This is a genomic window from Paraburkholderia acidicola (genome assembly GCF_002362315.1).
GTDB lineage: Bacteria > Pseudomonadota > Gammaproteobacteria > Burkholderiales > Burkholderiaceae > Paraburkholderia > Paraburkholderia acidicola.
In genome coordinates this window covers 1,690,578-1,714,328 of the sequence record NZ_MTZV01000006.1, presented here as the reverse complement: position 1 = coordinate 1,714,328, position 23,751 = coordinate 1,690,578, and the positions used below count along the sequence as shown (strand labels likewise).

At 59.6% G+C, this 23,751-nt stretch carries 15 protein-coding genes; 10 read left to right on the top strand and 5 right to left on the bottom strand.

Going from position 1 to position 23,751, the window contains the following annotated elements:
* Positions 1–267: 267 nt before the first annotated feature.
* The 4 genes from BWP39_RS26275 to BWP39_RS26265 all read left to right on the top strand — a co-directional run bounded on the left by BWP39_RS26275 (position 268) and on the right by BWP39_RS26265 (position 10,799).
* The gene (locus BWP39_RS26275; RefSeq protein ID WP_096725168.1) at positions 268–6,888 is read left to right on the top strand and encodes a DUF3320 domain-containing protein; all 6,621 of its coding nucleotides are present in this window, start codon (positions 268–270) and stop codon (positions 6,886–6,888) included.
* 144 nt (positions 6,889–7,032) lie between these two features.
* The gene (locus BWP39_RS32170) at positions 7,033–7,185 is read left to right on the top strand and encodes a DUF4236 domain-containing protein (RefSeq protein ID WP_207557255.1); all 153 of its coding nucleotides are present in this window, start codon (positions 7,033–7,035) and stop codon (positions 7,183–7,185) included.
* A gap of 54 nt (positions 7,186–7,239) precedes the next feature.
* A complete protein-coding gene (locus tag BWP39_RS26270) occupies positions 7,240–8,769 on the top strand; it encodes a lysozyme inhibitor LprI family protein (RefSeq protein ID WP_207557114.1) in 1,530 nt (509 codons plus the stop codon).
* Positions 8,770–8,945: 176 nt separating this feature from the next.
* Positions 8,946–10,799: an ATP-dependent nuclease gene (locus tag BWP39_RS26265; RefSeq protein WP_328590126.1), complete on the top strand. Its 1,854-nt coding sequence runs from the start codon at positions 8,946–8,948 to the stop codon at positions 10,797–10,799.
* Between the two features lie 261 nt (positions 10,800–11,060).
* Here BWP39_RS26265 and glmS read toward each other — a convergent pair whose 3' ends face one another.
* On the bottom strand, positions 11,061–12,890 hold the full coding sequence (gene glmS / locus BWP39_RS26260) for a glutamine--fructose-6-phosphate transaminase (isomerizing) (protein WP_096725167.1): 1,830 nt from the start codon (positions 12,888–12,890) through the stop codon (positions 11,061–11,063).
* 161 nt (positions 12,891–13,051) lie between these two features.
* On the opposite strand from glmS, the gene BWP39_RS26255 reads away from it, so the two are divergent.
* Complete coding sequence (locus BWP39_RS26255) at positions 13,052–13,537, top strand: Lrp/AsnC family transcriptional regulator (RefSeq protein ID WP_096725166.1); 486 nt, start codon at positions 13,052–13,054, stop codon at positions 13,535–13,537.
* 110 nt (positions 13,538–13,647) lie between these two features.
* Positions 13,648–14,838 (top strand): enoyl-ACP reductase FabV, encoded by a 1,191-nt coding sequence (fabV, locus tag BWP39_RS26250; RefSeq protein ID WP_096726186.1) that lies wholly within the window; start codon positions 13,648–13,650, stop codon positions 14,836–14,838.
* Between the two features lie 41 nt (positions 14,839–14,879).
* On the opposite strand, the gene BWP39_RS26245 is transcribed toward fabV, so the two are convergent.
* Positions 14,880–15,785: a LysR family transcriptional regulator gene (locus tag BWP39_RS26245; protein ID WP_096725165.1), complete on the bottom strand. Its 906-nt coding sequence runs from the start codon at positions 15,783–15,785 to the stop codon at positions 14,880–14,882.
* A gap of 82 nt (positions 15,786–15,867) precedes the next feature.
* Here BWP39_RS26245 and BWP39_RS26240 point away from each other — a divergent pair, with 82 nt between their 5' ends.
* Entirely contained in the window at positions 15,868–16,629 is a 762-nt protein-coding gene (locus BWP39_RS26240) for a sulfite exporter TauE/SafE family protein (RefSeq protein WP_096725164.1), read from the top strand.
* A 51-nt stretch (positions 16,630–16,680) separates the two neighbouring features.
* Positions 16,681–16,824: a hypothetical protein gene (locus BWP39_RS31780; RefSeq protein WP_157915186.1), complete on the top strand. Its 144-nt coding sequence runs from the start codon at positions 16,681–16,683 to the stop codon at positions 16,822–16,824.
* Positions 16,825–16,877: 53 nt separating this feature from the next.
* Here BWP39_RS31780 and BWP39_RS26235 read toward each other — a convergent pair whose 3' ends face one another.
* Positions 16,878–18,017 carry an MFS transporter gene (locus BWP39_RS26235; RefSeq protein WP_207557113.1) on the bottom strand — a complete coding sequence of 380 codons (1,140 nt, stop codon included), beginning with the start codon at positions 18,015–18,017 and terminating at the stop codon, positions 16,878–16,880.
* Between the two features lie 254 nt (positions 18,018–18,271).
* On the opposite strand from BWP39_RS26235, the gene BWP39_RS26230 reads away from it, so the two are divergent.
* Both BWP39_RS26230 and BWP39_RS26225 read left to right on the top strand, forming a co-directional pair.
* Positions 18,272–19,153: a helix-turn-helix transcriptional regulator gene (locus tag BWP39_RS26230; RefSeq protein ID WP_157915185.1), complete on the top strand. Its 882-nt coding sequence runs from the start codon at positions 18,272–18,274 to the stop codon at positions 19,151–19,153.
* Positions 19,154–19,206: 53 nt separating this feature from the next.
* Entirely contained in the window at positions 19,207–20,451 is a 1,245-nt protein-coding gene (locus BWP39_RS26225) for an SGNH/GDSL hydrolase family protein (protein WP_096725161.1), read from the top strand.
* An 81-nt stretch (positions 20,452–20,532) separates the two neighbouring features.
* Here BWP39_RS26225 and BWP39_RS26220 read toward each other — a convergent pair whose 3' ends face one another.
* The gene (locus BWP39_RS26220) at positions 20,533–21,774 is read right to left on the bottom strand and encodes a lipase family protein (RefSeq protein ID WP_170043904.1); all 1,242 of its coding nucleotides are present in this window, start codon (positions 21,772–21,774) and stop codon (positions 20,533–20,535) included.
* Between the two features lie 190 nt (positions 21,775–21,964).
* Complete coding sequence (locus BWP39_RS26215) at positions 21,965–23,656, bottom strand: fibronectin type III domain-containing protein (protein WP_096725160.1); 1,692 nt, start codon at positions 23,654–23,656, stop codon at positions 21,965–21,967.
* Between the last annotated feature and the right edge of the window lie 95 nt (positions 23,657–23,751).

Here is a 23,751-nt window from a genome sequence, read left to right as displayed (position 1 = left end):
GAGCGCGTTCTTTGACATGACCGATATCGTCGTGGCTGTTGCGTCGCATTTTGACACCAGTGCGGAAGCGGGCAACAAGCCGGTATTGTTGCTGTCGAGTCTATTTATGCGATCATGTCGTGGGGCGCGTCCGCCAGAATCTGGGCTGCTGGGATAACCTGCAAGTAGCCAGCTATTTGTTGGCCTATTCGGCGATTTGAATCTGGGTGGTCGGCAGCGAAATCAGAATCGAGAGAGCGAAATCGGCAAAGCCGATTCGGAGGCCAGATGGACAGCATTAGTGTCGAGCCGGCGGGTACGCCGGAGGAGCCGCGTTGCGTGCAGATTCAGGCCACGCTTGCCGGCAAGGTCAATCTGGCCGACTTCCAGAATGCCGTACCCGTCGTCCGCGAGTTGTCTGTTGTGAACGACACCGAGGCTGAAATCACGGGATTGCGGCTAATCGCATCGTCCGAACCTTCATTCCTAAAGCCAAAAACCTGGCACATTGACCATGTCGGTGCCGGGCAAGCAGTACGCATCAACGACCTTGACCTTTCGCTCGACGGCCCGCTACTCAGCCGTCTGACCGAATCCGAGAAAGCGGTCGTAAGGCTCCAGTTGATTACAGGGCAGGAAGTCCCGGTCGAGCTCGCGTCGAGCGAGTCGACGGTCGAACTCCTTCCGCGCAACCAATGGGGTGGTCTTTCATCCCTCCCAGATATGGTCGCTGCGTTCGTCCAACCGAACGAACCGGCCATCGAACGAGTGCTGAAGCAGGCCGCAGAAGTCCTTAGGAAAGCTGGGAAGCCTGGGGCACTTGATGGCTATCAGGGCGGAGCTCGGCGGGCATGGGAACTCGCGTCCGCCATCTGGAACGCCGTCGGCGCGATGGGGCTCGACTACGCGTTGCCGCCGGCCAGTTTCGAACATACCGGCCAGAAGGTCCGCGGTCCCAGTCAGATTGTCGATTCGGGGCTTGGAACGTGCCTCGACCTCGCATTATTCATGTGTGCAGCGCTTGAGCAGGCCGGCCTCAATTCCGTGCTCGTGTTTACACAGGGGCACGCGTTTCCAGGTGTCTGGCTGAAGGCCGAAGAATTTTCGACGTCTGTCGTGGACGACATAACGGCGCTGCGCAAACGCGTGAAGCTCAAAGAGATGGTGCTTTTCGAGTCGACGCTGCTGACACAACGTCCGCTTCCCGTCTTCAGCTATGCGATTTCCCGTGGCGAAGAGCAGATTTCCGAGGAAGAGGAGCAGAAGTTCCAACTGGCAGTCGATATCAGACGTGCTCGGCTGCAACGCATCAAACCGTTGGCGAGCGAGCAGGCGGTCGCGCGAGGCACAGTGGGAACAGAATCCGAAACCATCGAGGCAGCCTTCGAACAGGCGCCCGACCTACCTGACGAACTGGACGAGGGGCAAGCTAATGACGCACCTGAGCGTCCCGAAGACCGGCTGACCCGATGGCAGCGCAAGCTTCTTGACCTGTCACTGCGAAACAATTTGCTCAGCTTCAAGGCGGGGAAGAAGTCGCTGAAGCTCGATGCCCCTGACGCCGGTCATCTGGAAGACATTCTCTCGGAGGGCCATGCTGTAAAGCTTTTGACCCGTCCCGACCTGATGGACGGCAACGACCCTCGCAGTCAGTCTATCCACGAGGGACGCGAGCGCGAGAATATTCACCGCCAGCATGCGCTTGATGCACTGAAGCGCAAAGAGGTATTCGTCGGTCTGCCTCAGGACGAAATGGACTCGCGCCTCGTCGAGCTTTTCCGGACTTCGCGGACTACCCTTCAGGAGGGTGGTTCCAATACGTTGTACCTTGCGCTTGGCTTTTTGTCGTGGACTCGGGATGATAGGGATGACAAGAAGTACCGCGCGCCTCTCATCTTGGTCCCGGTGTCGCTTGAACGTCGCAGTGCGCGCTCAGGCTTCAGTCTGAAGCTGTACGATGATGAGGCACGTTTTAATCCGACGCTCCTCGAAATGCTGCGGCAGGACTTTGAGCTCGAGCTTGGTGTGCGAGACACGGAGTTGCCGAAGGACGACTCCGGCCTCGACATCGCGGGAATATGGAAGACCGTGTCCAGCGCAGTGAAGGACATAAAAGGTTGGGAAGTTGCGGAAGACGTTGTGCTTGCCACGTTCTCGTTTGCCAAGTATCTGATGTGGAAGGACTTGACCGAACGTACGGAGCAGTTGAAACAGAACGCCGTGGTCCGTCACCTTATCGAGACACCGCGTGATGCGTATGAAAGCACCGTCGAATTTCCTGATGTTCGCAGGCTGGATGTCGAGCTTCCGGTGAAGGAGACGTTCTGTCCGCTGCCGGCCGACTCCTCACAATTATCAGCAGTTGTGGCTGGGAGTAAGGGCAAAGACTTTGTCCTGATTGGCCCGCCGGGCACGGGCAAGAGCCAAACCATCTCGAATCTTATCGCCCAATGCCTGGCTGAACGTAAGCGCGTTCTCTTCGTGTCGCAGAAGATGGCAGCGCTCGATGTCGTGTACCGACGCCTCGCCGACGTTGGCCTCGGTAACTTCTGTCTCGAGTTGCATTCGAGCAAGGCACGCAAGACGGAGGTGCTGGAACAACTTCGAACCTCGTGGGACGCCACCTCAGCGATGGCACCTGACGAATGGCACGCTGAAGCTGTCCGTCTTGAGGGGCTTCGTTCGCAGTTGAATGGCTACGTCGAACGGTTGCATCTTCGCCATTCGAACGGACTGAGCGTCTACGAAGCGATCGGCAAGGTGGTGGCTGGGCACGACTTGCCCGTCCTCCAGCTATCCTGGTCATCTGCGCAAATCCATAACTCGGAAGCGATGCGGATGCTTCGTGAGACGGCCGAGCTTCTCGACGTCCACGCAAAAGTCATGGGAGAGCGACAACTTACCGAAAGCCCTCTGGCCCACATCTCCCAGATCGAATGGTCACCCCTTTGGCAGGCGGCACTTCTGGACGCGGCTCGCGGTGTCAGCCCTGCTACCGACAAATATGAAGCAGCAGTTGAAGCGCTGAGGACAGCGATTGGACTGCCGGCATTGCCGTTGGAACCACGAATTCGCGAAGGTCTTCGGTTACTCGCGACGACGCTGCCTGCTGCGTCAGGCCGCGATTGGCGGTTCGTTTTGCGGCCGGATGCGAAGACGATTGCTGATAGCTTGCGTCAGGCCGTTCTGCTAGTTGAACGCCACCGCGAGCTACACGGCTCCCTGTCATTGCCTCGTGGCGGCCAGGTCCTCGAAGACATACGACTTGGTGTTGCTCATCTGACTAGATATGCCGAGCTGCAGGCACAGCTTTCGCGGCCGTGGAGCGATACCTTGTGTTCCCGACTTTCGTTGGGCGTCGTGCTGTTGCGCGACCGGCAAGAATTGCTGGGCCAGATGACATTGTCCTACAGAGAGGAGATTTCTACGGCAATCGTTCGGCAACTCCAGTCGGATTGGCGCGAACTGGAAGACTCGTCGTGGCCGATGAGCATGATGCGACGCCGTGCTCTGACCAAGAAGCTGAAGGAGCTGGCAAACGGGGGAGCGGAGCCAGACATTGGCGCCGACATCGAGCGTCTCGTGAAGATAGACGCGCTCCAAACTGATATCAGAGCACTCGACGACCTGTCGCTACTCACCTCCAATGCTTGGGCCGGACTGAAAACAGAGCTAGACGTTGCGCGTGCATCGCTTGGGTTCCAGGGAGCGCTTAAGCAGGCCCGCGTTCGGGGTACTTGGGAGGACGTCGGTCTCGACCCTGTGAGCCACGGACAATGTGGCGATGCCGCGCGCGAGGACCTTCAGCGCATGCGCGAAATGCGCCAGATTGACCGGATCGTAACCCGGTTGACTGTGCTTGGCGGTGAGACGGACGGCGTCTGGTCTGGCTACGAAACTGACCTGACCCTTGCGAAAACCTATGTCATTTACCAAGGCGCATTGGCGGCCGCCCGTGCCACTAGCAATTGGCAGGACGAGGGGTTGGTCGCCATTGAAAATGGTTGCGCTGGCGCGACCGCCGCTGCCGACTTGAAAAAGATGCGTGAGATGGTCTCGCTGCAAGGTCGTTTGCAGGACTACCAGGACTTGAATGCCAAGACGTCTGGTCTGTGGAGTGGCCTGCAAACAAAAATTGAGGGAATCGAACCTGTCCTCAAGTTCTTCGAGGCATTGTCGGCGGCGCTTGCCAACCTCGCTAGCAACCCCGAAACACTCGCGGCAGTAAAGGCCCCAGTCGGACTTTTGCTTGGCGACAGCAACGTTCTTCTGGAACCAACCGGTGTTGTCGCCGGAGCGGGCCACACTTATATCGGGGCACTACAGGTATTGAACGATGCGGTCGCGCGTTTCTCCCGCGCGAGCGGAGTACCCGAGTTCGACAAGGCGACGCTCGGGGAGCTGCTGCCAACGCAAATGGCAAAGCGGGCAGACGACGTAATTCGCTCGGCAAATCGTTTGCACGCATGGTGCGCCTGGCGCAAGGCGCGTCAGCAGGCGTTTTCGCTCGGACTCGCTCCCATCGTCAGCGGGCTCGAACAGGGCGAAGTTCAGCTAGGCCGCGTCCAGGAGACGTTCGAGACAGATTATTGCCGTTGGTGGCTCAACGCAGTGGTCGATGCCGACGAGGTTCTGCGCACATTCGTGTCTGCGGAGCACGAAAAGCGCATTCGCGATTTCCGCGAGCTCGACGAACGCTTCATTAATCTTACGCAGGCGTGGGTCCGAGCGCAGCTTTCTGCTGGGCACCCTTCTCCAGAGCGGGTATCTCGGAGCTCAGAGTGGGGTCTTCTACGATATGAAATGCAGAAGAAGACTCGCCATCTGCCGCTTCGTGAACTGATGTCGCAAGCTTCGAGTGCGGTGATGCGTCTGACGCCGTGTCTATTAATGAGTCCACTGTCCATCGCCCAGTATCTGCCGGCGGAAACAGCCAATTTCGATGTGGTTGTTTTCGACGAGGCCTCTCAGATTCCGGTGTGGGACGCTATCGGCGCCATGGCGCGCGCGAAACAGGTAATCATGGTGGGTGACCCGAAGCAACTGCCGCCAACAAGTTTCTTCGACCGGGCGGAGTCTGACGTCGACGACGTCGATGTCGAGACCGAGCTCGAAAGTATTCTCGAAGAGTGTATCGGTGCAAACCTGCCGACGATGAAGCTGTCGTGGCACTATCGGAGTCGTCACGAAAGCCTGATTGCGTTCTCAAATTATCGCTATTACGGTGGGGACCTCGTAACGTTCCCAAGCCCGGTGACGAGCGATCGGGCAGTGAGCTTTAACCACGTCTCGAACGGACAGTACGAACGCGGTGGCGCTCGGACAAACAAGCCGGAAGCGAAAGCGCTCGTCGCCGACCTTGTTGGCAGAATGAAGTCGTCGGGCTTCCGTGATAGTGGACTCACTATTGGCGTCGTCACGTTCAACGCCGAGCAGCAATCTCTTATCGAGGACTTACTGGACGAGGAGCGCCGTAAGGACCCGACTATCGAACCGTACTTCCTTGAGGCGCAGCTTGAACCAGTATTCGTCAAGAATCTCGAAAGCGTGCAAGGTGATGAGCGGGACGTCATGTACTTCTCCATCACCTATGGTCCAGGTATCGATGGCACGATGCCGATGAACTTCGGGCCAATGAACCAGCAGGGCGGTGAGCGTCGATTGAACGTTGCCATCACCCGTGCCCGTCAGGAGTTGCGCGTCTTTGGCAGCTTCAGGCCGGAACAGATGGACCTGTCGAGAACGCAGGCACTGGGTGTACGCGATTTGAAACACTTCCTCGAGTTTGCGGACCGCGGTGCACGTGCATTGGGCGAAGTGGTCGCGGGCAGCGTTGGCGACTTTGAAAGTCCTTTCGAAAAGGCCGTCGCGATTGCGTTGACTCAGAAGGGATGGGCGTTGCATTCTCAGGTCGGTGTATCGGCCTTCCGTATCGACCTTGGCGTCGTCGACCCGGACGCTCCAGGTCGATACCTCGCGGGTGTCGAATGTGACGGAGCAACTTATCATCGTTCCGCCACAGCACGCGACCGGGACAAGTTGCGTGAGCAAGTGTTGCGTGGGCTTGGCTGGGACATTTTGCGCATCTGGTCGACCGACTGGTGGATTGATATGCAGGGAACCGCCGAGCAGATTCACGACCAGCTCAATGCTTTGTTGAATGGGCAACGCGCAAATCGGGCAAAAACCGTGCAAGAAGCGAGCGTCCTGGCAGAGCAGGTCATCGCGAACGTCATGGCAATGCCTGACGAGAGGGCAGGCAATTCAATAGACACTGTTGAGCACGTCGAAGCCACGACTGATAAGCCAGAAGACAGCGCGATGCCTCCGACCACTTATGGATGCAATGCGGTCGCGGCGCATTCGAACGACCAAATCGAGGCGCGCTTCGTCGAGGTCGACCTTGCGGTGGAGGGTTACGAAGTTGATGCCAACGCATTCTTCGACGTCGCATACGACCCGATGCTTTTGCGTTTGATTGAACATGTAGTACGTGTGGAGGGTCCGGTTCGGGATGAGGTTTTGGCGCGTCGTATCGCGCGAGCTCATGGCTGGGTTCGAACCGGCGCAAAAATTCAGGACCGTGTAATACGGCTAGCATCTCAGCACTACAAGGGAGATGCAGAGGATGTGGGTACGTTCTTTCATGCTAAAGGCGACTCCGGTGATGTGCAGATTAGATTCCGGCGACCTGTGGATGGCGCGGCTCGGTCTGTCGATGAAATTTCGCTTGCTGAACTTCTAGCACTCGCATGTGAAATGATGCGTGCGGGGCACGACGAAGTATCCGGTGTACTTGCGATGGCTCGGGAAGTTGGTCTTCGCAAGCTGAACGCGGGTACCAGAGCACGCTTGGCGTTAGCTTGGCTGGAGGCGCGCAGCTCCTATTCTCGTGGGGCCGACGTTTGAAGATACGTTGACCCGGCGGCCCGTACGTCCAGTGTCCGGCCGTCGGAATGACAAGCAGACTTTTTGTCTTGTTGCGCAGGGGTACGACCTGCCCCTGGACAAGGCCCACGGGGAGTCAACATGGGTTGAGGCGTCAGGAAGCGCATAAAAATTGCGCCTAGTATCCGCATCGATCTCAGCAAAAGCGGAATCAGCGCGTCTTTCGGTGGGAAGTGCTTCACCTACAACATGCGCGATTGTGTCTCAGCAAATATTCCGAGAACCGGAGTCAGATGCATGACAAATCTAAGAGGCTAGAAATCAAATCGCCGGGCTGGTCCCGGCGCGACCGCGAGCACGGGCTTTGGATATATGAATACTGAAAATCTTTCGAAAAGGGAACAGGCGACACAGGAGTTTGTGCATATGGTGCGAGCTCGCACAACAAACGCCCTGTTGCAGTATTTCTTCTCGCACGGCGTTTACGTTGATGAGGCCGACATCAGCGAAGCCGTTACTCTTGAAGAGCATCAACCGTTCCTCAACACGCTGTCTCACGATTTGTCGCTGACGACGAAAGCCGTCAAGCTGGCCATTGATATTGGGACAGTTTCTCTTGCCGAGAAAGAGAAAGCCATGTTGGCGGTTTACGAGCTGGAGCGGCGATGTGCTGCTGCTCGCGGAGGCTACCGCGATCTACAGACCGCCGCAGGCACTCTTTTGGCGAGAGTGCGTGCATGGCCGCGCGCCCCGGACTTCATGGGTCCCCTGTTTGCAGGGCTGTTGGGAAGCCTGCTGATTGTCGTATTAAGCGTGCCCACCGGGCTCGCTCTGACCGGACTCGCACTTGCATATGGGGGGTACAAGGCATTCAGCTTCATCCGTAAGAAAGCGGTCGCCTCCGAAGCGATTGAGGAAGCGAACGAATGGTTTGAGTCTCAGCTAGTGGTGGAAGTGACGCCCCGACCGACCGTACGTGCTCACAACGACTACGTTCCACTCAAGGCAGCAGGCTTTGCGGCAGCCGTCGCGGCTGCTGCTGCATATACCCTGATCGTGTATCCGCATCAAGCCACTCCTTACGGCGCTGTCGAGCAGGTCACGCACCAGGCAGACGCTGTTACGCCCGCAACCGCCGGTACGATTGGCACGGCGCCGGGCGTGGTCGCCGCTCCGGCAGACAATCGAAGCCAGCCAGTCGAGGACTTCAGCTGGCTAGCAGGCAAGTATCCTTCAGACGTCGTGAACGACAAGCGCTTCCGGTCCGCGTTCAACGGCATCTCGCGCACCGAGTGGAGGAAAATCTCGGAGCGGCTCGCCGTTACCAACTCTGCGGGCATGCAGTTGCAAGGCGGCTACATGGTCGCGCAGGGATGTAAAGAACATGCGTGCAACAGCGATCAGGCTGCTTTCGCCATCAACGTCGCGACTGGCAAAGGGGTGATTATCGTGAAGGAAATCTCAAGCTCCTCCGGCAACGCCTCCACAAGGTCGTACCAATGGCCGGACCTGCCTCTGAGTGCGACCCCGTTGGCCAGTTGGGTACAAGAGAACGGAACGGGGACCGGTGGAGACGCGCCGATGGCGACAGTTGCATCACAACCTGCACCGATGGCGTCCTCTTTGCAGGCAAGTTTTAACTGTGAAAATGCACGCTCCGATGCCGAGCACATCATTTGCGGTGATGCAGAACTAGCCGCTGACGACGTTCAGTTAGCAGCCATTTTTGCCAAGGCAAAGGCAGCGACGAATGATTCCGCCGCATTCAAGGAGCGGTCCCGCGCGCAATGGAATTACCGCGAACAGCAATGCCATGACCGCGAGTGCCTCCTCCGGTGGTACACCGACCAGAAGGTGGTCCTTACGGAAATTGCGACTACCGGTAAGGTAGCCGAACAGTGACGTTTTATCGAAGAAAAGCGGAGATCGGAATACCCACTGAAATCACTCCAGAACCTTGGGGCAGGATGGCGCGTCTGTTTGCGCGAGTCCGATTGGTGACACACGACGCTCGCAAAAAACGAAGCTCTACTTGAAGAACAGCAAAATATATTTCGGAGAGGTTATCCAGAACATCGATGGAGGAGACAATGAGGTTAGTGCGTTTCGAAATTCGCAACTTCAAATGTATCGAGTACGCGAGGCTTGAGTGGACGGACATGCTCGTCCTCATCGGCGAGAACAATGTTGGAAAATCATCGGTTCTGTCAGCGATTGCCACTTTTCTCAGCGGAAGCGCGATCAAAGACGTGTCACTGTTTCGAAGGCATCAAGCGGAGGAGCCGCGTGCTATCGAACTCACCGGGTATTTCGATAACTTGAGTGACGAAGAGAAGGATCAAACTGCCGTTCGTGGACGTATGGACGGTGAGCGATGGATCTTGAAAAAGAAGTACTGGTACGAGGCAGGCAATGATGGCGAAGCCGGCGGATGGAAGGAGCAACTTTTCTCATATTCGAGCACGGAGCGGTTCGTCGATTGGCCCGAAGCAGACAATACTTGGGGAGCGTTTCCTGAGCAATATCGACCTCTAATCGAGGCTTTGCAGGACCGTGGAGCGCGCCCGAACGCTGTACAAAAGGATGCTCTCAGAGCCGTGGTGCGCCAACAGCGTCCGGACCTGATTGTGCGAGACGCACCGAACTGGGTGCCTAACCCGGGCGGTGGAGGGAACTGGAAGAGCAATGCTAACTCCATCCTTCCGCGTCCGATACTGGTGAGAGCAGTACAGGAGGCCAGCGACGAGACGAACGCGAAGGACGCGTCGACATTTGGCAAGCTTGTGAACCTAATTATCGAACGCAGCCTGATGCAGCGTCCGGAAATGACGCGCCTTCAGGCGGCGATGGACGAGGTGCTCGCCCTATTTAGGCCAGATGAAGCACATCCTGAACGCCAGGCACAAGAAGTCAGAGACCTTCAGGAGCGTATCAATCGAAGCCTGAACGAGGTGGTTGGCGGCCACGCGGTGATACGCACGGAAGCGCCTCAGACTCGCACGATGGTGCTTCCATCAACGTCCCTGGTGATTCGCGACACACTTGCTGGAATCGAAACCGAAGTGGGTCATCAAGGCCACGGCCTTCAGCGAACTCTAATTATCACGCTCCTACAGCAGCTAGCTGATGCCCAGGCAGAGCCGGCGGCCGGAATTCAAGTTGGACCGCGCCGGTCTACGATACTGCTCGTCGAAGAACCCGAGCTCTATCTCCATCCGCAAATGGAGCGGCTCATGCGGGACGTGTTGCAGCGGCTCGCCTCGCAAGGGGGAACGCAGGTTGCGTGTTGTACGCACTCTCCAATTTTTCTGGACATCGCTGACAACTATCGCGCAATTGTACGAATGTTCAAGAATGCTCAGGGGGATACGGCGGTCAATCAAGTGACCGAAGAGTTGTTTCCCGGTGAAGGAAACCACGCTGATAAGCTTCGCTTGAACACAGTTGCGAAGTTCGACCCGACAGTCAATGAGCTTTTCTTCGCAAAGCGCGTGGTATTGCTGGAGGAGTTCAGCGCCATCGCCGCATTCGAGCGTGCGGCAGAGCTGATGGGGCTATTTGAGCGACATCCGCGGCTGCGTCGCGAAGTGGCGCTAATTGACTGCAACGGGAAAAACAATATTGTTGCGTTTCTTAGGGTGCTCAACGCATTCGATATTCCGTATCGCGTGCTTCATGATGAAGACTCGGGGAACGCCGTCTCGCAAGCGGAAAACCGGAGAATTCTCGCTCTCTTGCCGAATGGAGTCGCCCAAGTGCACCTTGTATCTCCGGACCTTGAGGGCTTGTTGGGTTATCAAGCACCTGGAAAGAACAAACCATTCGCAGCTGTGAGTTACGTCGAGCGCCTCCACAGTCTAGGGCAATTACCCAACGCATTTCAGGACGCAGTGCGCATCGCCTACTTTGGGGTTGCGGTAGAACCGCAGTGAACAACGAGCCGTTGGCTTGAGGTGACATTGGGGCGGAAGAGCAAGCCGGAGGTATAGAGAGCGTCGCGTAACCGCGTGCGTGGCTGAGGGCATTTTAGTGCCGATGCGAACGACGCCGCCGCGTTGATCCAACATATCGCACCACAAGTCCCAGGGCACTGCTAATGCGAACTTCACTTGACCGGAGGCTTTCAGTTGAGGCTGCAAATTGCGATATTGTCTTGTGACGCGAAACTTACCGCGGAAATCGGGCACCCCCCCCTACTCAACCGTCACCGATTTCGCCAGATTCCTCGGCTTATCAATATCCGTTCCCCGCGCGAGCGCCGCGTGAAAAGCGAGCAACTGCATCGGAATCGTGTGCAGGATCGGCGATAGCGGCCCGTAGTACTCCGTCAACCGAATCACCTCAATACCGGCACCCGGCGAAATCCCACAGTCGATATCAGCAAAGACAAAAAGCTTCCCGCTACGCGCGCTGACCTCGTGCATGTTCGACTTAAGCTTTTCGATCAGCGCATTGTTAGGCGCAACCGCGACCACAGGCATTTCATCGCTAACCAACGCAAGCGGACCGTGCTTCAATTCTCCCGCCGCATACGCTTCCGCATGAATGTAGGAAATCTCCTTCATCTTCAACGCGCCTTCCATCGCGATGGGGTAGTGCATGCCGCGCCCGAGAAAGAGGATGTTCTGCTTGCGAGTCAGCTCTTCAGCCCACGCGATGATCTGCGGTTCCAGTGCAAGCACCTTCGTCATCGCATCGGGCAGATGCCTAAGCGCCCGCAGATGCTGCTGTTCATCTTCGTCGGATAGTCGCCCGCGCACCTGCGCCAGCGTGAGCGCGAGCAGAAACAGCGCAACGAGTTGCGTCGTAAAGGCCTTCGTCGAAGCAACACCGATCTCGATGCCGGCGCGCGTGAAGAACGTCAATGCGCATTCACGAGCCAGCGCGCTGTTCGGCACGTTGCAGATCGCGAGTGTGTTGTGCATGCCTTGCTGTGTCGCCACCTGCATCGCGCCGAGCACATCGGCGGTCTCGCCGCTTTGCGATACCGCGACGACCAGTGTGTTCGGATTCGGCACGCCGTCGCGATAGCGGTATTCGCTGGCGATCTCGACGCTGACAGGCAACCGCGCCAGACTCTCGATCCAGTAACGCGCCGTCAACGCCGCATGGTAGCTGCCGCCGCACGCGAGCAGCAGCACGGAATCGACACTGTTCAGCACGCGCCACGCAGAGTCGCCGAACAGCTCGGGCATGATCGACGTGATGTCCTGCAGCGTGTCGGTCACGGCGCGCGGCTGTTCGAAGATTTCCTTCTGCATGTAGTAGCGATAGAGGCCGAGATCGGCGGCACCGCTATGCGCGGCCACGGTATGCACCGGACGCTCGGTGCGCTGGCCCTGCGCATTCGCAATCGCGTAGCGATACAACTGCACGTCGACGACGTCGCCGTTTTCCAGGTAGACGATCCGGTCCGTGACGTTCGATAGCGCAATCGCATCCGAGGCCAGAAAGTTTTCGCCTTCACCGACGCCGATCACGAGCGGCATACCATCGCGGGCCCCGACCACGCGATGCGGTTCGTCGCGGCAAAGCACGGCAATCGCATAGCTGCCGCGTAACTGGCGCACCGCCTGTTGCACGGCCTCGAAGAGATCGCCGTCGTACAGATGATCGATCAGATGCGCGATGACTTCGCTATCGGTCTGACTCGTGAATACATAGCCGTGGTCCTGCAGCATCGCGCGCAATGCATCGTGGTTCTCGATGATGCCGTTGTGCGAGAGCGCAATGCGCGGCGTCTGTTCATCGGGAGAAAAATGCGGATGGGCGTTTTCGGTCACGGGTTTTCCGTGCGTCGCCCAACGGGTGTGCGCGATGCCGGTATAGCCGGACAGCGCGCGCTTCGCGATGTCGTCCTGCAGGTTCGCCACCCGATCGACACTGCGTGCGCGCAGCAACTGCCGGTCGCGATAGACGGCGACACCGCACGAGTCGTAGCCACGGTATTCGAGGCGCTTGAGACCGTCGACCAGGTTGGGCAGGATGTCCCGTTGTGCCACCGCTCCGACAATTCCACACATCGCGTTTCTCCAGAATGGCCCCTGCTGGAACCGGTGAGGCGATGGTAGATCGACAGGAATGAAATTTAATTGCAGAATTATTCGGTAAATGAAACTGGACGCGCATTGATAGCCGTGATGAAATTTAATTTCATCATCAGGCGACGCAGGGAGCCAACCAAGTGGGCATCTATCTGGACGACCTGGACCTGCGGATTCTCGCAGTCCTGCAAGCCGATTCGTCGGTCTCGAACCTCGATCTGGCTGGCCGCGTGCATGCGTCGCCGCCGACTTGCCTGCGCAGAGTGCGCAACCTCAAGGAAGCCGGCGTAATAGAACGGCAGATCGCAGTACTCGATCACGCGAAGATCGGCACAACGTTGATCGCGCTCGTCGAAGTGAGTCTCGATCGCCAGGCCGCGGAAGATCTCGACGCCTTCGAAACATATATCTGCGCGGAGCCCGCGGTGACGCAATGCTATCGGGTGTCGCCGGGGCCGGACTTCATCGTCGTCGCCGAGGTGGCCGGTATGCCCGAATACGACGAACTCGCACGCCGGCTGTTTCGGGCCTCTTCGAATATTCGCAACGTGCGGACTTTCTTCTCGACACATCGCGCGAAGTTCGAGGCGAACGCGCGCATTCGTGTGGAGCCGCGGGTGAGTTGAAGCAACCGCTGCGCGCCGCAGATCAAATTGAACGCGGATCGCGTCATTTACAATGCTCGCCTGGCGTTGCGCCGTCTGCCCTCATCGGGCATTTCATTACCGAGGTTGTCATGATCATCAAACCACGCGTACGCGGCTTTATCTGTGTGACTACGCATCCCGTCGGCTGTGCAGCCAACGTCAAGGAACAGGTCGACTACGTCACGGCCCAAGGGCCGATCGAACACGGCGCGAAGAAGGTACTGGTGATCGGCGCATCGACCGGTTACGGGCTCGCCGCGCGCATCACGGCCGCCTTCGGTTGCGGCGCCGATACACTCGGTGTGTTCTTCGAACGTGCCGCCAGCGACGGCAAGCCAGGTAGCCCGGGTTGGTACAACACGGCGGCCTTCCAGCAGCTTGCAGCGGCTAAAGGGCTGTACGCAAAGAGCATCAATGGCGACGGCTTTTCCGACGCGATCAAGCAACAGACGATCGACATCATCAAGCGCGATCTCGGCCAGGTCGATCAGGTGATTTACAGTCTCGCGGCGCCGCGACGCACGCACCCCAAAACCGGCGAGGTGTTCAACTCGACGCTCAAGCCGATCGGCCGCGAAGTCAACGTACGCACGATCGATACCGACAAGGAAGCGATCAAGGAAAGCGTGCTGCAACCGGCGACGCAGCAGGAGATCGACAGCACGGTCGCGGTGATGGGCGGCGAGGACTGGCAAATGTGGATCGACGCGCTGCTCGAAGCCGGTGTGCTGGCCGACGGTGCGAAGACGACCGCCTTCACGTATATCGGCGAGAAGATCACGCACGACATCTACTGGGACGGTTCGATCGGAGCCGCAAAGAAAGACCTGGACCGTGCCGCGCTCGAGATTCGCAGCAAGCTCGCAGCGGTGAACGGCGATGCGCGCGTATCAGTGCTGAAGGCGGTGGTAACGCAAGCAAGTTCGGCGATTCCGATGATGCCGCTCTACCTGTCGCTGCTATTCCGCGCGATGAAAGAGCAGGGCACGCACGAAGGCTGTATCGAGCAGGTCTACGGGCTTTACCGCGACAGTCTGTCGGGCAGTGCGCCGCACATCGATCAGGACGGCCGCCTGCGTGCCGACTACAAGGAACTCGATCCCGCCGTGCAGGCGCGCGTGCTGCAACTCTGGGACCAGGTGACGAGCGAGAACCTCTACGAACTCACGGACTTCGCCGGCTACAAGCAGGAGTTTTTGCGGCTGTTCGGATTCGGGATCGAAGGGATCGACTACGAGGCCGATGTGGATCCCGACGTGGCGATTCGCGATCTGGTTTAGGTCTGAGCGACTTTAGCGTGTAGCGCCGAGCGTGACCTATGTTATGCCGGCTTGCCATCCGGCAACGTGCCCGCATCCAGCAGATGTTGCACGAGCAGCCCCGCTTGCGGCGTAAGCGCGGTGAAATCGCGAACACATAGATGAAGCTGGCGCGATGCCCACGGATCGAGAATCGGCAGCACTGCAAGACCGGGATGACGTAGCTCGCCGATAAACGCTTTGGACAGGATCGCGAGACCGATACCCGCTTCGACGAACATCCCGACCTGCTCCACGTTTCTAAGCTGCACGCGGTAGTTGATCTGACGGCCGAGGCGGGAAGCCCGTTCCGCCAGATGGATTTCCAGCGCCGTGTCCTTGATACCGACAAACGCTTCGTCGACGATATCCGCAAACGCGACACGTTCCTGCGATGCGATGCGGTGGTCTTTGCCTGCCACGACCATCAGTTGATCTTGCGCGATCAGATGGGTTTGCAGCATCGCGAGATCCGCGATGTCGGCGACGATGCCGACGTCGGCGCGTCCTTCGGCAATCGCCAGCACGATCTCGTTGCTGGGGCGCTCGTCAAGATCGACGGAGAGGTCGGGGTAGGCCGCCAGAAAGCGGCGCAACTGCTGAGGCACGAACGCGGCGAGCGCCGCGGTATTCGACAGCAAGCCGACGCGGCCCTTCAATCCCGTTGCGTACGCACGCAACTCGCCGCGCATCTGCTCAACGTTGCCGAGAATCAGGCGGGCATGCCGGACCAGCGCCTCGCCGGCGGCGGTCGGATGGATGCCGCGGCGGGTTCGCTCGAGCAGCGGCGCACCGAGTGCGGATTCCATGCCGGAGATCCGTTCGCTCACCGAGGCAAGCGCCAGGTTCATCGCCTGGGCGCCCTGAGTGAGGCTGCCGTGTTCGACCACGGTCAGGAATAAACGCATGTCGGTGAGGTCGAATCGCATTGTCGATCCCTTCGGTTTTCGCGAAGTCTAGCATTGGAATTGCCAGATTGTGAAAGCCGAGGTTTGTCCTTACGATCGCCGCATGAACTCACTTTTACTCGTCGCTGGGGCTGGTTTTCTCGCTGGAGCCATGAATGCGCTCGCCGGTGGCGGGTCGTTCGTGAGCCTTCCCGCGCTGATTTTTGCGGGTGTGCCATCGGTTCAGGCGAATGCATCGAGCACCGTCGCGTTGTTCCCCGGCGGTCTTGCGAGTGCGTGGGCCTATCGCGATGGGCTCGGGCCGGTAGGGGCCGTGTCACTTCGACCGCTGCTGGTGATGACGCTGGCGGGCGGCGCGCTCGGCGCCATCCTGCTGCTATACACATCGCCGAAAGCGTTTAACTTCGTGCTTCCCTGGCTGCTTCTGCTCGCGAGCCTTGCGCTCGCTTTTGGGCGCCAGTTGGGCGAGCAGATGCGCCGTCGCTGGACGATTCGTCCTTCAGTTGTTCTGGCCGTACAGTTCGCGCTTGGTATCTATGGCGGTTACTTTGGCGGCGCGGTTGGCATCATGATGATTGCTGTCTGGGGTCTGCTCGACAGCAGCGATCTGAAACGTTTGAGTGCACCGCGCACGTTGCTCGTCAGCGTGGCCAACTCGATGGCGGTACTGATCTTTATCGCCGCACGCGTCGTGCACTGGCCCGAGACGCTCGTCATGCTGGTTGCGGCGATCGCGGGTGGGTATGGCGGCGCGCAGATCGGTCGGCGTGCACCGGTGTCCATCATTCGTGCAGGGACTTTAGTGCTGACCGCATGCATCACTGTGGTTTTCTTCATCCGCGCCTATGCACCGGGCTTGTTGTGACTGGCGAAGAACCATGCGCAGACGATGTCTTTATGAAAAAGGGAGAACCCCATGCTCTCAGCATTCATCGAAACGATCGGTGCGCTCGCCGTACTGGCGAGCATTGCCGCGAGAATTACGCTTATGCGCGAGATGCGTAACAGTGGGACCGAGCGTGAGGCCGTGTCCGTGGTCAAGATGTCGCGGCATCGCTGACGAACTAAAGCCTGCGATACAGCGATATCCCTCTGTACCGCACTTAGCTCAACTCAGCCCTGCTGGGCCCGCGCCAACCTGCGCGCACCTGCACTATGCGCGGCCAACGCAATGGCCACGAACCCACCGCCGATCGCACACACTGCCGGCCAGCGCGCCACTTGCCACGCGAACGTGGCCCCCGCCGAACCGAGCGCCGCGCCGAGAAACATTCCGCCCATGAAGATCGTATTCATGCGGTTACGCGCTTCAGGCCGCAGCGCGTAGATCACGTGCTGGTTCGAGACGAGCGAGCCCTGCTGGCCGAAGTCCAGCAGAATCACCCCGGCGATCAACCCCGCGATGCTCCCCCAGCACGCAAAGACGATCCACGACCCGAGCATCACGACGCAACTCAGACCGATCACCGCATACGGTCCACGGCGATCCGCGAAACGGCCGGCCATCGGTGCGATCAGCACGCCGCCCGCGCCGATGATGCCGAACAGTCCGGCCACTTCCGCACCCAGCTGATAGTCACGCGCGAGGTGCAGCGTGAGCAGGGTCCAGAACGCACTGAACGACGCGAACAGCATCGCCTGCACTGCAGTTGCACGTCGCAACTCGGGCTCTTCGCGCCACAGGTCGGCGAGTGAGCGCAGCAGTTCGCTATAGCGTGCCTGGGTTTTTGGGGTGGACTTCGGCAGTACGGTAGCGAGCAATAGCAGTGCGCCGAAGACGAGCAACGGGCCTAGTCCAAACATCGCGCGCCAGCCGTAATGCGCCGCGACGAAACCCGCTAGCGTGCGGGCAAACAGAATCCCGCATAGCAGGCCGCTCATGACCGTACCGATTGTCGCGCCGCGACGATGCGGTTCGGCGAGTTCCGCGGCGAATGGAACGATCTGCTGCGCAACCGTCGACAGGATGCCGACCACCGCCGATGTCACCACCAGCGCCCAGGCGCTTGGTGCAAGCGCCAGCGCGACGAGCGCAACACCGAGTGCCGCGAGTTGCATAAAGATCAGGCGTCGACGCTCGATCCGGTCGCCGAGCGGTATCAGCAGGATCAGTCCGAGCGCATAACCGAGCTGGGTTGCGGTAGGGACAAGACCCGTTATGGCCGTGGCGCCCGGAAAACTGGCTTCCATGAGGCCGAGCATCGGCTGGTTGTAGTAGATGTTCGCGATGGCGATGCCGCAAGCAACCGCCATGGCCAGGGTGGTCCGCAAGTCGAGCGAAACGGCGGGGCTGTGGGGTTGAACGGAGAGTCTCGATGGGTCGGTATTCATTGGTAGAGCGGTGGACTGGCGGTGCATGGCGCACGAAACATGATTGGCACGTGATTCCCGACGTGTGTCGGGTCGAATCACGCCGATCGGCGGTTTCGCTATCATGTGACGAGCCCGCGCGTGCCGCTGTCGAAGAACGGCACCGAATAGCATGTTCTGGAACAAAGGAAACCACGATGCAGCAGTCCCTCTCGCACGGCATCGACGAGATGACGTACTTCAGCGCGCAGGCCGAGCGCGACGGGCATCGTCTGGTCGATACGGTTGAATCTGCAGGCATTCATGTGCAGCGCTACGACTGTCAGCCCGGCGGATGGAGCCACGTCCCCATTGGCTGGGTGCGCGTCGCCATTCAGGAAGCCGCATCCCCGCGGATGATCAGGAAGCTGGGCCAGCGCAGCGAAAGCGGTTTTCGTTCGTGCGGACAGATTTCGATCAGCCCGGCAGATGTCGAGCAACGTTGGTCATGGGATCGCGCGATGCGGTTGACGCTGCTGTTCGTGCGGCCACACTGGCTGGAGACGCTGACCGACGGTCGTCCGTTCGCGCTGCATATGCCGCTTGCTGTTCACGATCCAGTGTTGACCAACGCCGTGCACGGATTGATCGATACCGCGAGCACGGGGCATCCGCTTGCGCGTGCGCTGACCGATGCAGCAGGTACCTATCTCGCAGCGCATCTGTTGACGCGCTATGACGCGACGAACGAGGCCGCTGCGCGGCCGGCGCGCATGGCCGACTGGCAGGTCAAACGCGTACTCGACTTCATGAAAGCCCGTATGGGCGAGCCTGTGAATCTGACCGGTATGGCGGCTGAGATCGGCATGTCGGCACACTATTTTTGCCGTGTGTTTCGCATGACGATGGGTGTTTCGCCTTATCAGTTCATGCTCGCGCAACGCATCGAATTCGCGAAGACGCGGTTGCTGTCAGGCGAGCAGGACTTATCGTCGCTCGCAGTGGAGTTGGGCTTCTCGAGTCACTCGCATTTCAGCAGCACGTTTCGGCGGGTGACGGGTTGTACGCCGAGTGGTTATCGGTTGGCGAGACGTTGTTAGGTGCTGAAACACGCTTCCCTACGCAAAACGCAAAAGCTAACAGGAGGAGATGAATGTCCATGCATAAGATACTGAACGCGACCTCGGCAGTTGTCGTTTCGATGTTGCTCGGATTTGCCACCCTGGCCGGCGCGCAATCCGTGTCAACCAGCCAGGCGCATTGGGTCGGAAGCTGGGGGGCTTCTCCTGCTTTTCCTAATGGCCCTGAAGTTACGAAGCAAACCATCCGTCAGGTTGTGCGCTTATCGATTGGCGGACGTGCAGTGCGAGTGCGTTTTACCAATGAGTTGGGCACCGCCCCGCTGGTGATTGATTCCGCGCATCTTGCGCGACCGGGGCAGACGCCAGGAACGATCGATCCATCCACCGACCTTCGTCTGACGTTCGGCGGACGACCGTCCATCACCATACCGGTAGGTGCGCCGGCGCTGAGCGATCCAGTCAGCCTCGACGTGAAGGCGCTAGACAGTCTGTCAGTCAGCATGTATGTGTCGAGCGATACCGGCCCTGCTGCGACGCATCCCCTTGGTCAGGCCACCTCCTATATGTCGGGTGGCGCCGATTCGACTACCGCGGTTGTTTTGCCGCAAGCGACCACCAGTACCGCACGATTTTTCATTAGCGGTATCGAGGTCGACGCGCCCAATATCGGCGCGGTCGTGACGCTTGGCGATTCCATCACCGATGGCTATGGCTCGACGATCGATGCGAATCGCCGTTGGCCGGATGTGCTCGCACAGCGCCTGGCGGATGCGCATATTCCGCTTGGCGTCGTGGATGCGGGCATTAGCGGTAACCGCATTCTGCATGATCTGCCCGAGGTGCAGTTCGGTCCGGCGGCGCTGGCCCGTTTTGATCGCGATGTCCTGTCGGTGCCCGGCGTTCGAACCGTCATCCTGATGGAATCGATCAACGATATCGGTCATCCGGGCTCGGCAGGTCTTCCGGACCAGGCCGTGACGGCCGATGACATCACGGCCGCCATGCATCAACTGGTCGATCGCGCGCATGCGCACGGCATCCGGATGTTGGGCGCTACGCTCACGCCGTATGCCGGCACGATATTCCCTGGCTATTTCACGCAAGAAGGTGAGGTTGAGCGTCAGGCGGTGAATCGATGGATCCGGGAAAGCGGGACGTTCGATGGTGTGATCGATTTCGACGCCGTAGTGCGTGACCCCGCGCATCCCGATCATATTGCCGCCGAGTACGATTTTGGCGACCACCTGCATCCGAACGACGCGGGGTATCGCAAGATGGGTGAGGCGATCCGGTTGTCGACGTTGACCGGGAGGTAAGGTCGTCGTCCGGAAGTTTGGCGGCTAAAACGACAAGGCCGGCGTGAAGCCGGCCTTGTCGTTTCATGCATTCCGCTAAGACTAAGGCTTTGGCAAAGCGTCGCAATTGCCGCTAATACGCTCACCCGCAAATGCCCTTGCAACAAATTGCGTCGAATCGGGCAGTGATCCGTTCACCGTTCCCGAGTGATCAAGCGCCGGATAGTAATGCCACTCGATCCGGTCGCCCGCCTTGCATGCCCCGTTGACGAGCGCGACCTGTCCCGGCACGAACACATCGAGATCCTTGCCACCCGTTCCGACGAAGATCGGGATATCCGATTGCAGCGACGGATAGGCGGCTTCACGACTGATCGCAGCGAGCGCCGATTTGGGCGAACGCTTGAAGCTCGTGTCGAACGTGAGTCCGTCGGCGACGATCTTCTGTTCGATGGCATGCAGGCAATCGCGCTGACTGGTTTCGAATGCTGGCATTGCGCGGTCGTTCAGATAATCGGCGGGGACGAATGAAGGATCGCGCAGCGCAGCGGTGCTCAATCGCAGCATGTCGTACGCGAAGGTCGGCACCACCGATTTGTGCGCGTTGGCCACCGCCGCATCGTCGGCGCGCTCGTGAACGGCCGCGTACGGCGTACCCGTCGAGACCACGCCGACAATCTCCAGCTCGGGCGCATAGTCCTTCGCATAGACGGCCGTCGCGAACGCGGCGCGACCACCTTGCGATTGTCCGAATACGACGACGCGCTTCGACAGATCGAAGCTGCCGTGCGTCACCGCGCGAATGCTGTCGAGCACGCCGTATGCGAGCGGACGTGTAAGTCCATACGGATGCAGGCCAGGTGTGCCAAGACCCTGGTAGTCGGTTGCAACGATCGCGTAGCCCTGCGCGAGCCAATGGTTCAGATAACGGGTGTCGCGTGCACTACGTTTGGTGAACGACGGCGCACACACGTCTGCGCTGCCGACCGTGCCGTGCGCCCATGCCATCAACGGCCAGCCGCCTGATGGCGGCGTGCCCTTCGGCAGAAACAGTGCGCCGGATACGACGATCGGCGTGCGGTTGTCGATACCGTCCGTCGATGTGTAGAGGATGCGGATATCCTGCCCGGCTTCAGCGAGGCTTTGCTCGGCTGTTAGCGGCTCGCTGCGCAACATCTGTCCGGGCTTTGCTGGCACCTCGTCGGCCCAGCTGTAGAACGCAGGGACACCACCGTCGCCCGGAACAGGAACTGCAACGGACGATGCCTCGGCGAATACCGCCGAGGTGCCCAGGCTGGCTGCGAAGGCCAGCATGAAGAGTCGTGTGAGTTTTGCCCGGAACATCACGAGGTTTCCTTGGCTTCGAGGTGATATCGACTGACTGGGTGTTTGCCGCGCGACATGGAGATCGGCAGCGGGTTTGATTCTACAACCTCGTCATGCCTGACCACGATGCAACGCGGGGTTCGAGTGTCTAGCTCGAACCCCGCAGGTACTACCGGAAAGGAAGCGGCTATTCGCCGAACCGCTCGACTTACCAGCCGCGCCGTTGCTTCGACAGCTCGATCGTCTCGAACAGTTCGTAGTTCGCGGTCGGCGTCTGGTCAGCGCCCGGCGCATGGTAGTAGTTCATCGTGATCGTGGTCTTGCCGCCCGGCTCGCCCGGATCGTGATCGAACACGGCGATGCCGTAGCCGGTGCCAGTGTCGCGTTGTGCCGACCAGATGGCGTCTTCTACAGCATCTGCACCCGGGCGGACGAAAGCGCCCGGTTTGGCGGTGTTCGGTACCGGACGGTTGGGGCGCGTGAATATCTGCGCTTGAGGTTTGCCATCGCCCTGGTCGACGCCGTAGACGTCGAGCGGCGCGCTCGTGCCGCCACCGCCCAGAATCAGGTGGATCGTGCCGTGCGTCGTGTCGAAGCGCGTGCTGTCGGGACTCGGCGACGGGACGGGACGCGGTTGCAACGTATCCACAACCTGGCCCGTTGCGACGTCGGTGCCCGCGTGGTGATTGCAGCCGCGCACAGGGTAGCTGCGCTCGTAGTCGTGATCGTGTCCGCACAGCACCAGGTCGACGCCATAACGATCGAACAGCGGCAGCCACGCCTCGCGAATGCCCTTGTCCGAGCCATTGCCGGTCTTCGACGAGCTGAGCGCGTCCTGGTGCATCTGCACGACGATCCAGTCGACCTCGCGATCTTCCGCAGCCCAGCGCAGCGTTCTTTCGAGCCAGCGAGTCTGTTCGCCGTTGCTATAGCCGCGCACGTAGAACGACGTGCCCGGTTCGATCGGCGGGTTGCCGGTGCTGGCAGCCGGCACCAACGGGCTCGGACCCGCCACGAATGCGGCTGCGTCCTGGTACACGACGTCGTCGGCATCGAGCGAGATGAACAGCACCGAGCTGACGCGGAAGCTGTACCAGCGGCCCGGAAAACGTGTGCCGTTCTCCGGCAGCGTGTAGCGCGTCAGATACGATTCGTAGCCCTGTTCACCGTTGTTGAATTCGATCTCGTGATTGCCCGGGCAGGGCATCCACGGACGATTCGCCGACGAGGTCTGGTTGTTGTTGCCGAAGTCGCGCCACACATCGGGCTGATGCGTGGGGTTCAGGTTTGCGTAGCAGAGATCGCCGTTCAGCAGGTGGAACAGCGGCTGGAAACGCTCGACGGCCTGCACGGCAAAGCGGCTTTGCGGCGACGACAGGACCCAACCGGTGTTCGGCGTAGCGAGATCGCCGTAGCTGGTCCAGCGAAACGGTGCGCGGCCATGTGGCGCGGTGCGGAAGCTGGCGGTAAACGGCTGGCCCGCGTTGCTGTCGTTGTCGGCGGTGACTTCGTATTCGTAGTCGGTCGAGTGGTGCAGGCCGTGCAGGCGCGCATGGTACGTGAACACGACCGTGCCGTTGAGTCCGTCGGTATAGGTGCGTTGCACGCCGTGCACGGTGATTTTCCGTTCACCGCCACAACTGATGTGCACCCGCGGATTGGTGGCCGGTGCGAGCGATGCCCACGAGATCACGACCTCCGTTGCCGGATTGTTGCCCCACGTCAGATGGATCTGTTCCGGTGTGCCGTCGGGCGTGGCCGTGGCCGCACGGGCCGACGACGTCAGGCTGCCGGTGGCGGTAGCAAATCCGGATGCGCCCGCGAGCTTGAGGAAGCCGCGACGCGAAACGGTGGCGGTGGGCTCGGTTGACGGGGTATCGGTAGTCTTCTTGTTCGACATGGATTGTCTCGTCCTTGGGGGAGGAAGCCGGCGCAAGGTTCCTGCAACGCAGGAAGCACAGGCCGGTATGAAGTAAGTCATCGCCGGCCGCAAGC

Excerpts from the sequence above, each read along its gene's own strand:
- BWP39_RS26275 (WP_096725168.1), top strand. The coding sequence starts at position 268 with ATGGACAGCATTAGTGTCGAGCCGGCGGGTACGCCGGAGGAGCCGCGT.
- BWP39_RS26270 (WP_207557114.1), top strand. The coding sequence starts at position 7,240 with ATGAATACTGAAAATCTTTCGAAAAGGGAACAGGCGACACAGGAGTTT.
- BWP39_RS26265 (WP_328590126.1), top strand. The coding sequence starts at position 8,946 with ATGGAGGAGACAATGAGGTTAGTGCGTTTCGAAATTCGCAACTTCAAA.
- glmS (WP_096725167.1), bottom strand. The coding sequence starts at position 12,890 with ATGTGTGGAATTGTCGGAGCGGTGGCACAACGGGACATCCTGCCCAAC.
- fabV (WP_096726186.1), top strand. The coding sequence starts at position 13,648 with ATGATCATCAAACCACGCGTACGCGGCTTTATCTGTGTGACTACGCAT.
- BWP39_RS26245 (WP_096725165.1), bottom strand. The coding sequence starts at position 15,785 with ATGCGATTCGACCTCACCGACATGCGTTTATTCCTGACCGTGGTCGAA.
- BWP39_RS26240 (WP_096725164.1), top strand. The coding sequence starts at position 15,868 with ATGAACTCACTTTTACTCGTCGCTGGGGCTGGTTTTCTCGCTGGAGCC.
- BWP39_RS31780 (WP_157915186.1), top strand. The coding sequence starts at position 16,681 with ATGCTCTCAGCATTCATCGAAACGATCGGTGCGCTCGCCGTACTGGCG.
- BWP39_RS26235 (WP_207557113.1), bottom strand. The coding sequence starts at position 18,017 with ATGGCGGTTGCTTGCGGCATCGCCATCGCGAACATCTACTACAACCAG.
- BWP39_RS26230 (WP_157915185.1), top strand. The coding sequence starts at position 18,272 with ATGCAGCAGTCCCTCTCGCACGGCATCGACGAGATGACGTACTTCAGC.
- BWP39_RS26225 (WP_096725161.1), top strand. The coding sequence starts at position 19,207 with ATGTCCATGCATAAGATACTGAACGCGACCTCGGCAGTTGTCGTTTCG.
- BWP39_RS26220 (WP_170043904.1), bottom strand. The coding sequence starts at position 21,774 with ATGTTCCGGGCAAAACTCACACGACTCTTCATGCTGGCCTTCGCAGCC.
- BWP39_RS26215 (WP_096725160.1), bottom strand. The coding sequence starts at position 23,656 with ATGTCGAACAAGAAGACTACCGATACCCCGTCAACCGAGCCCACCGCC.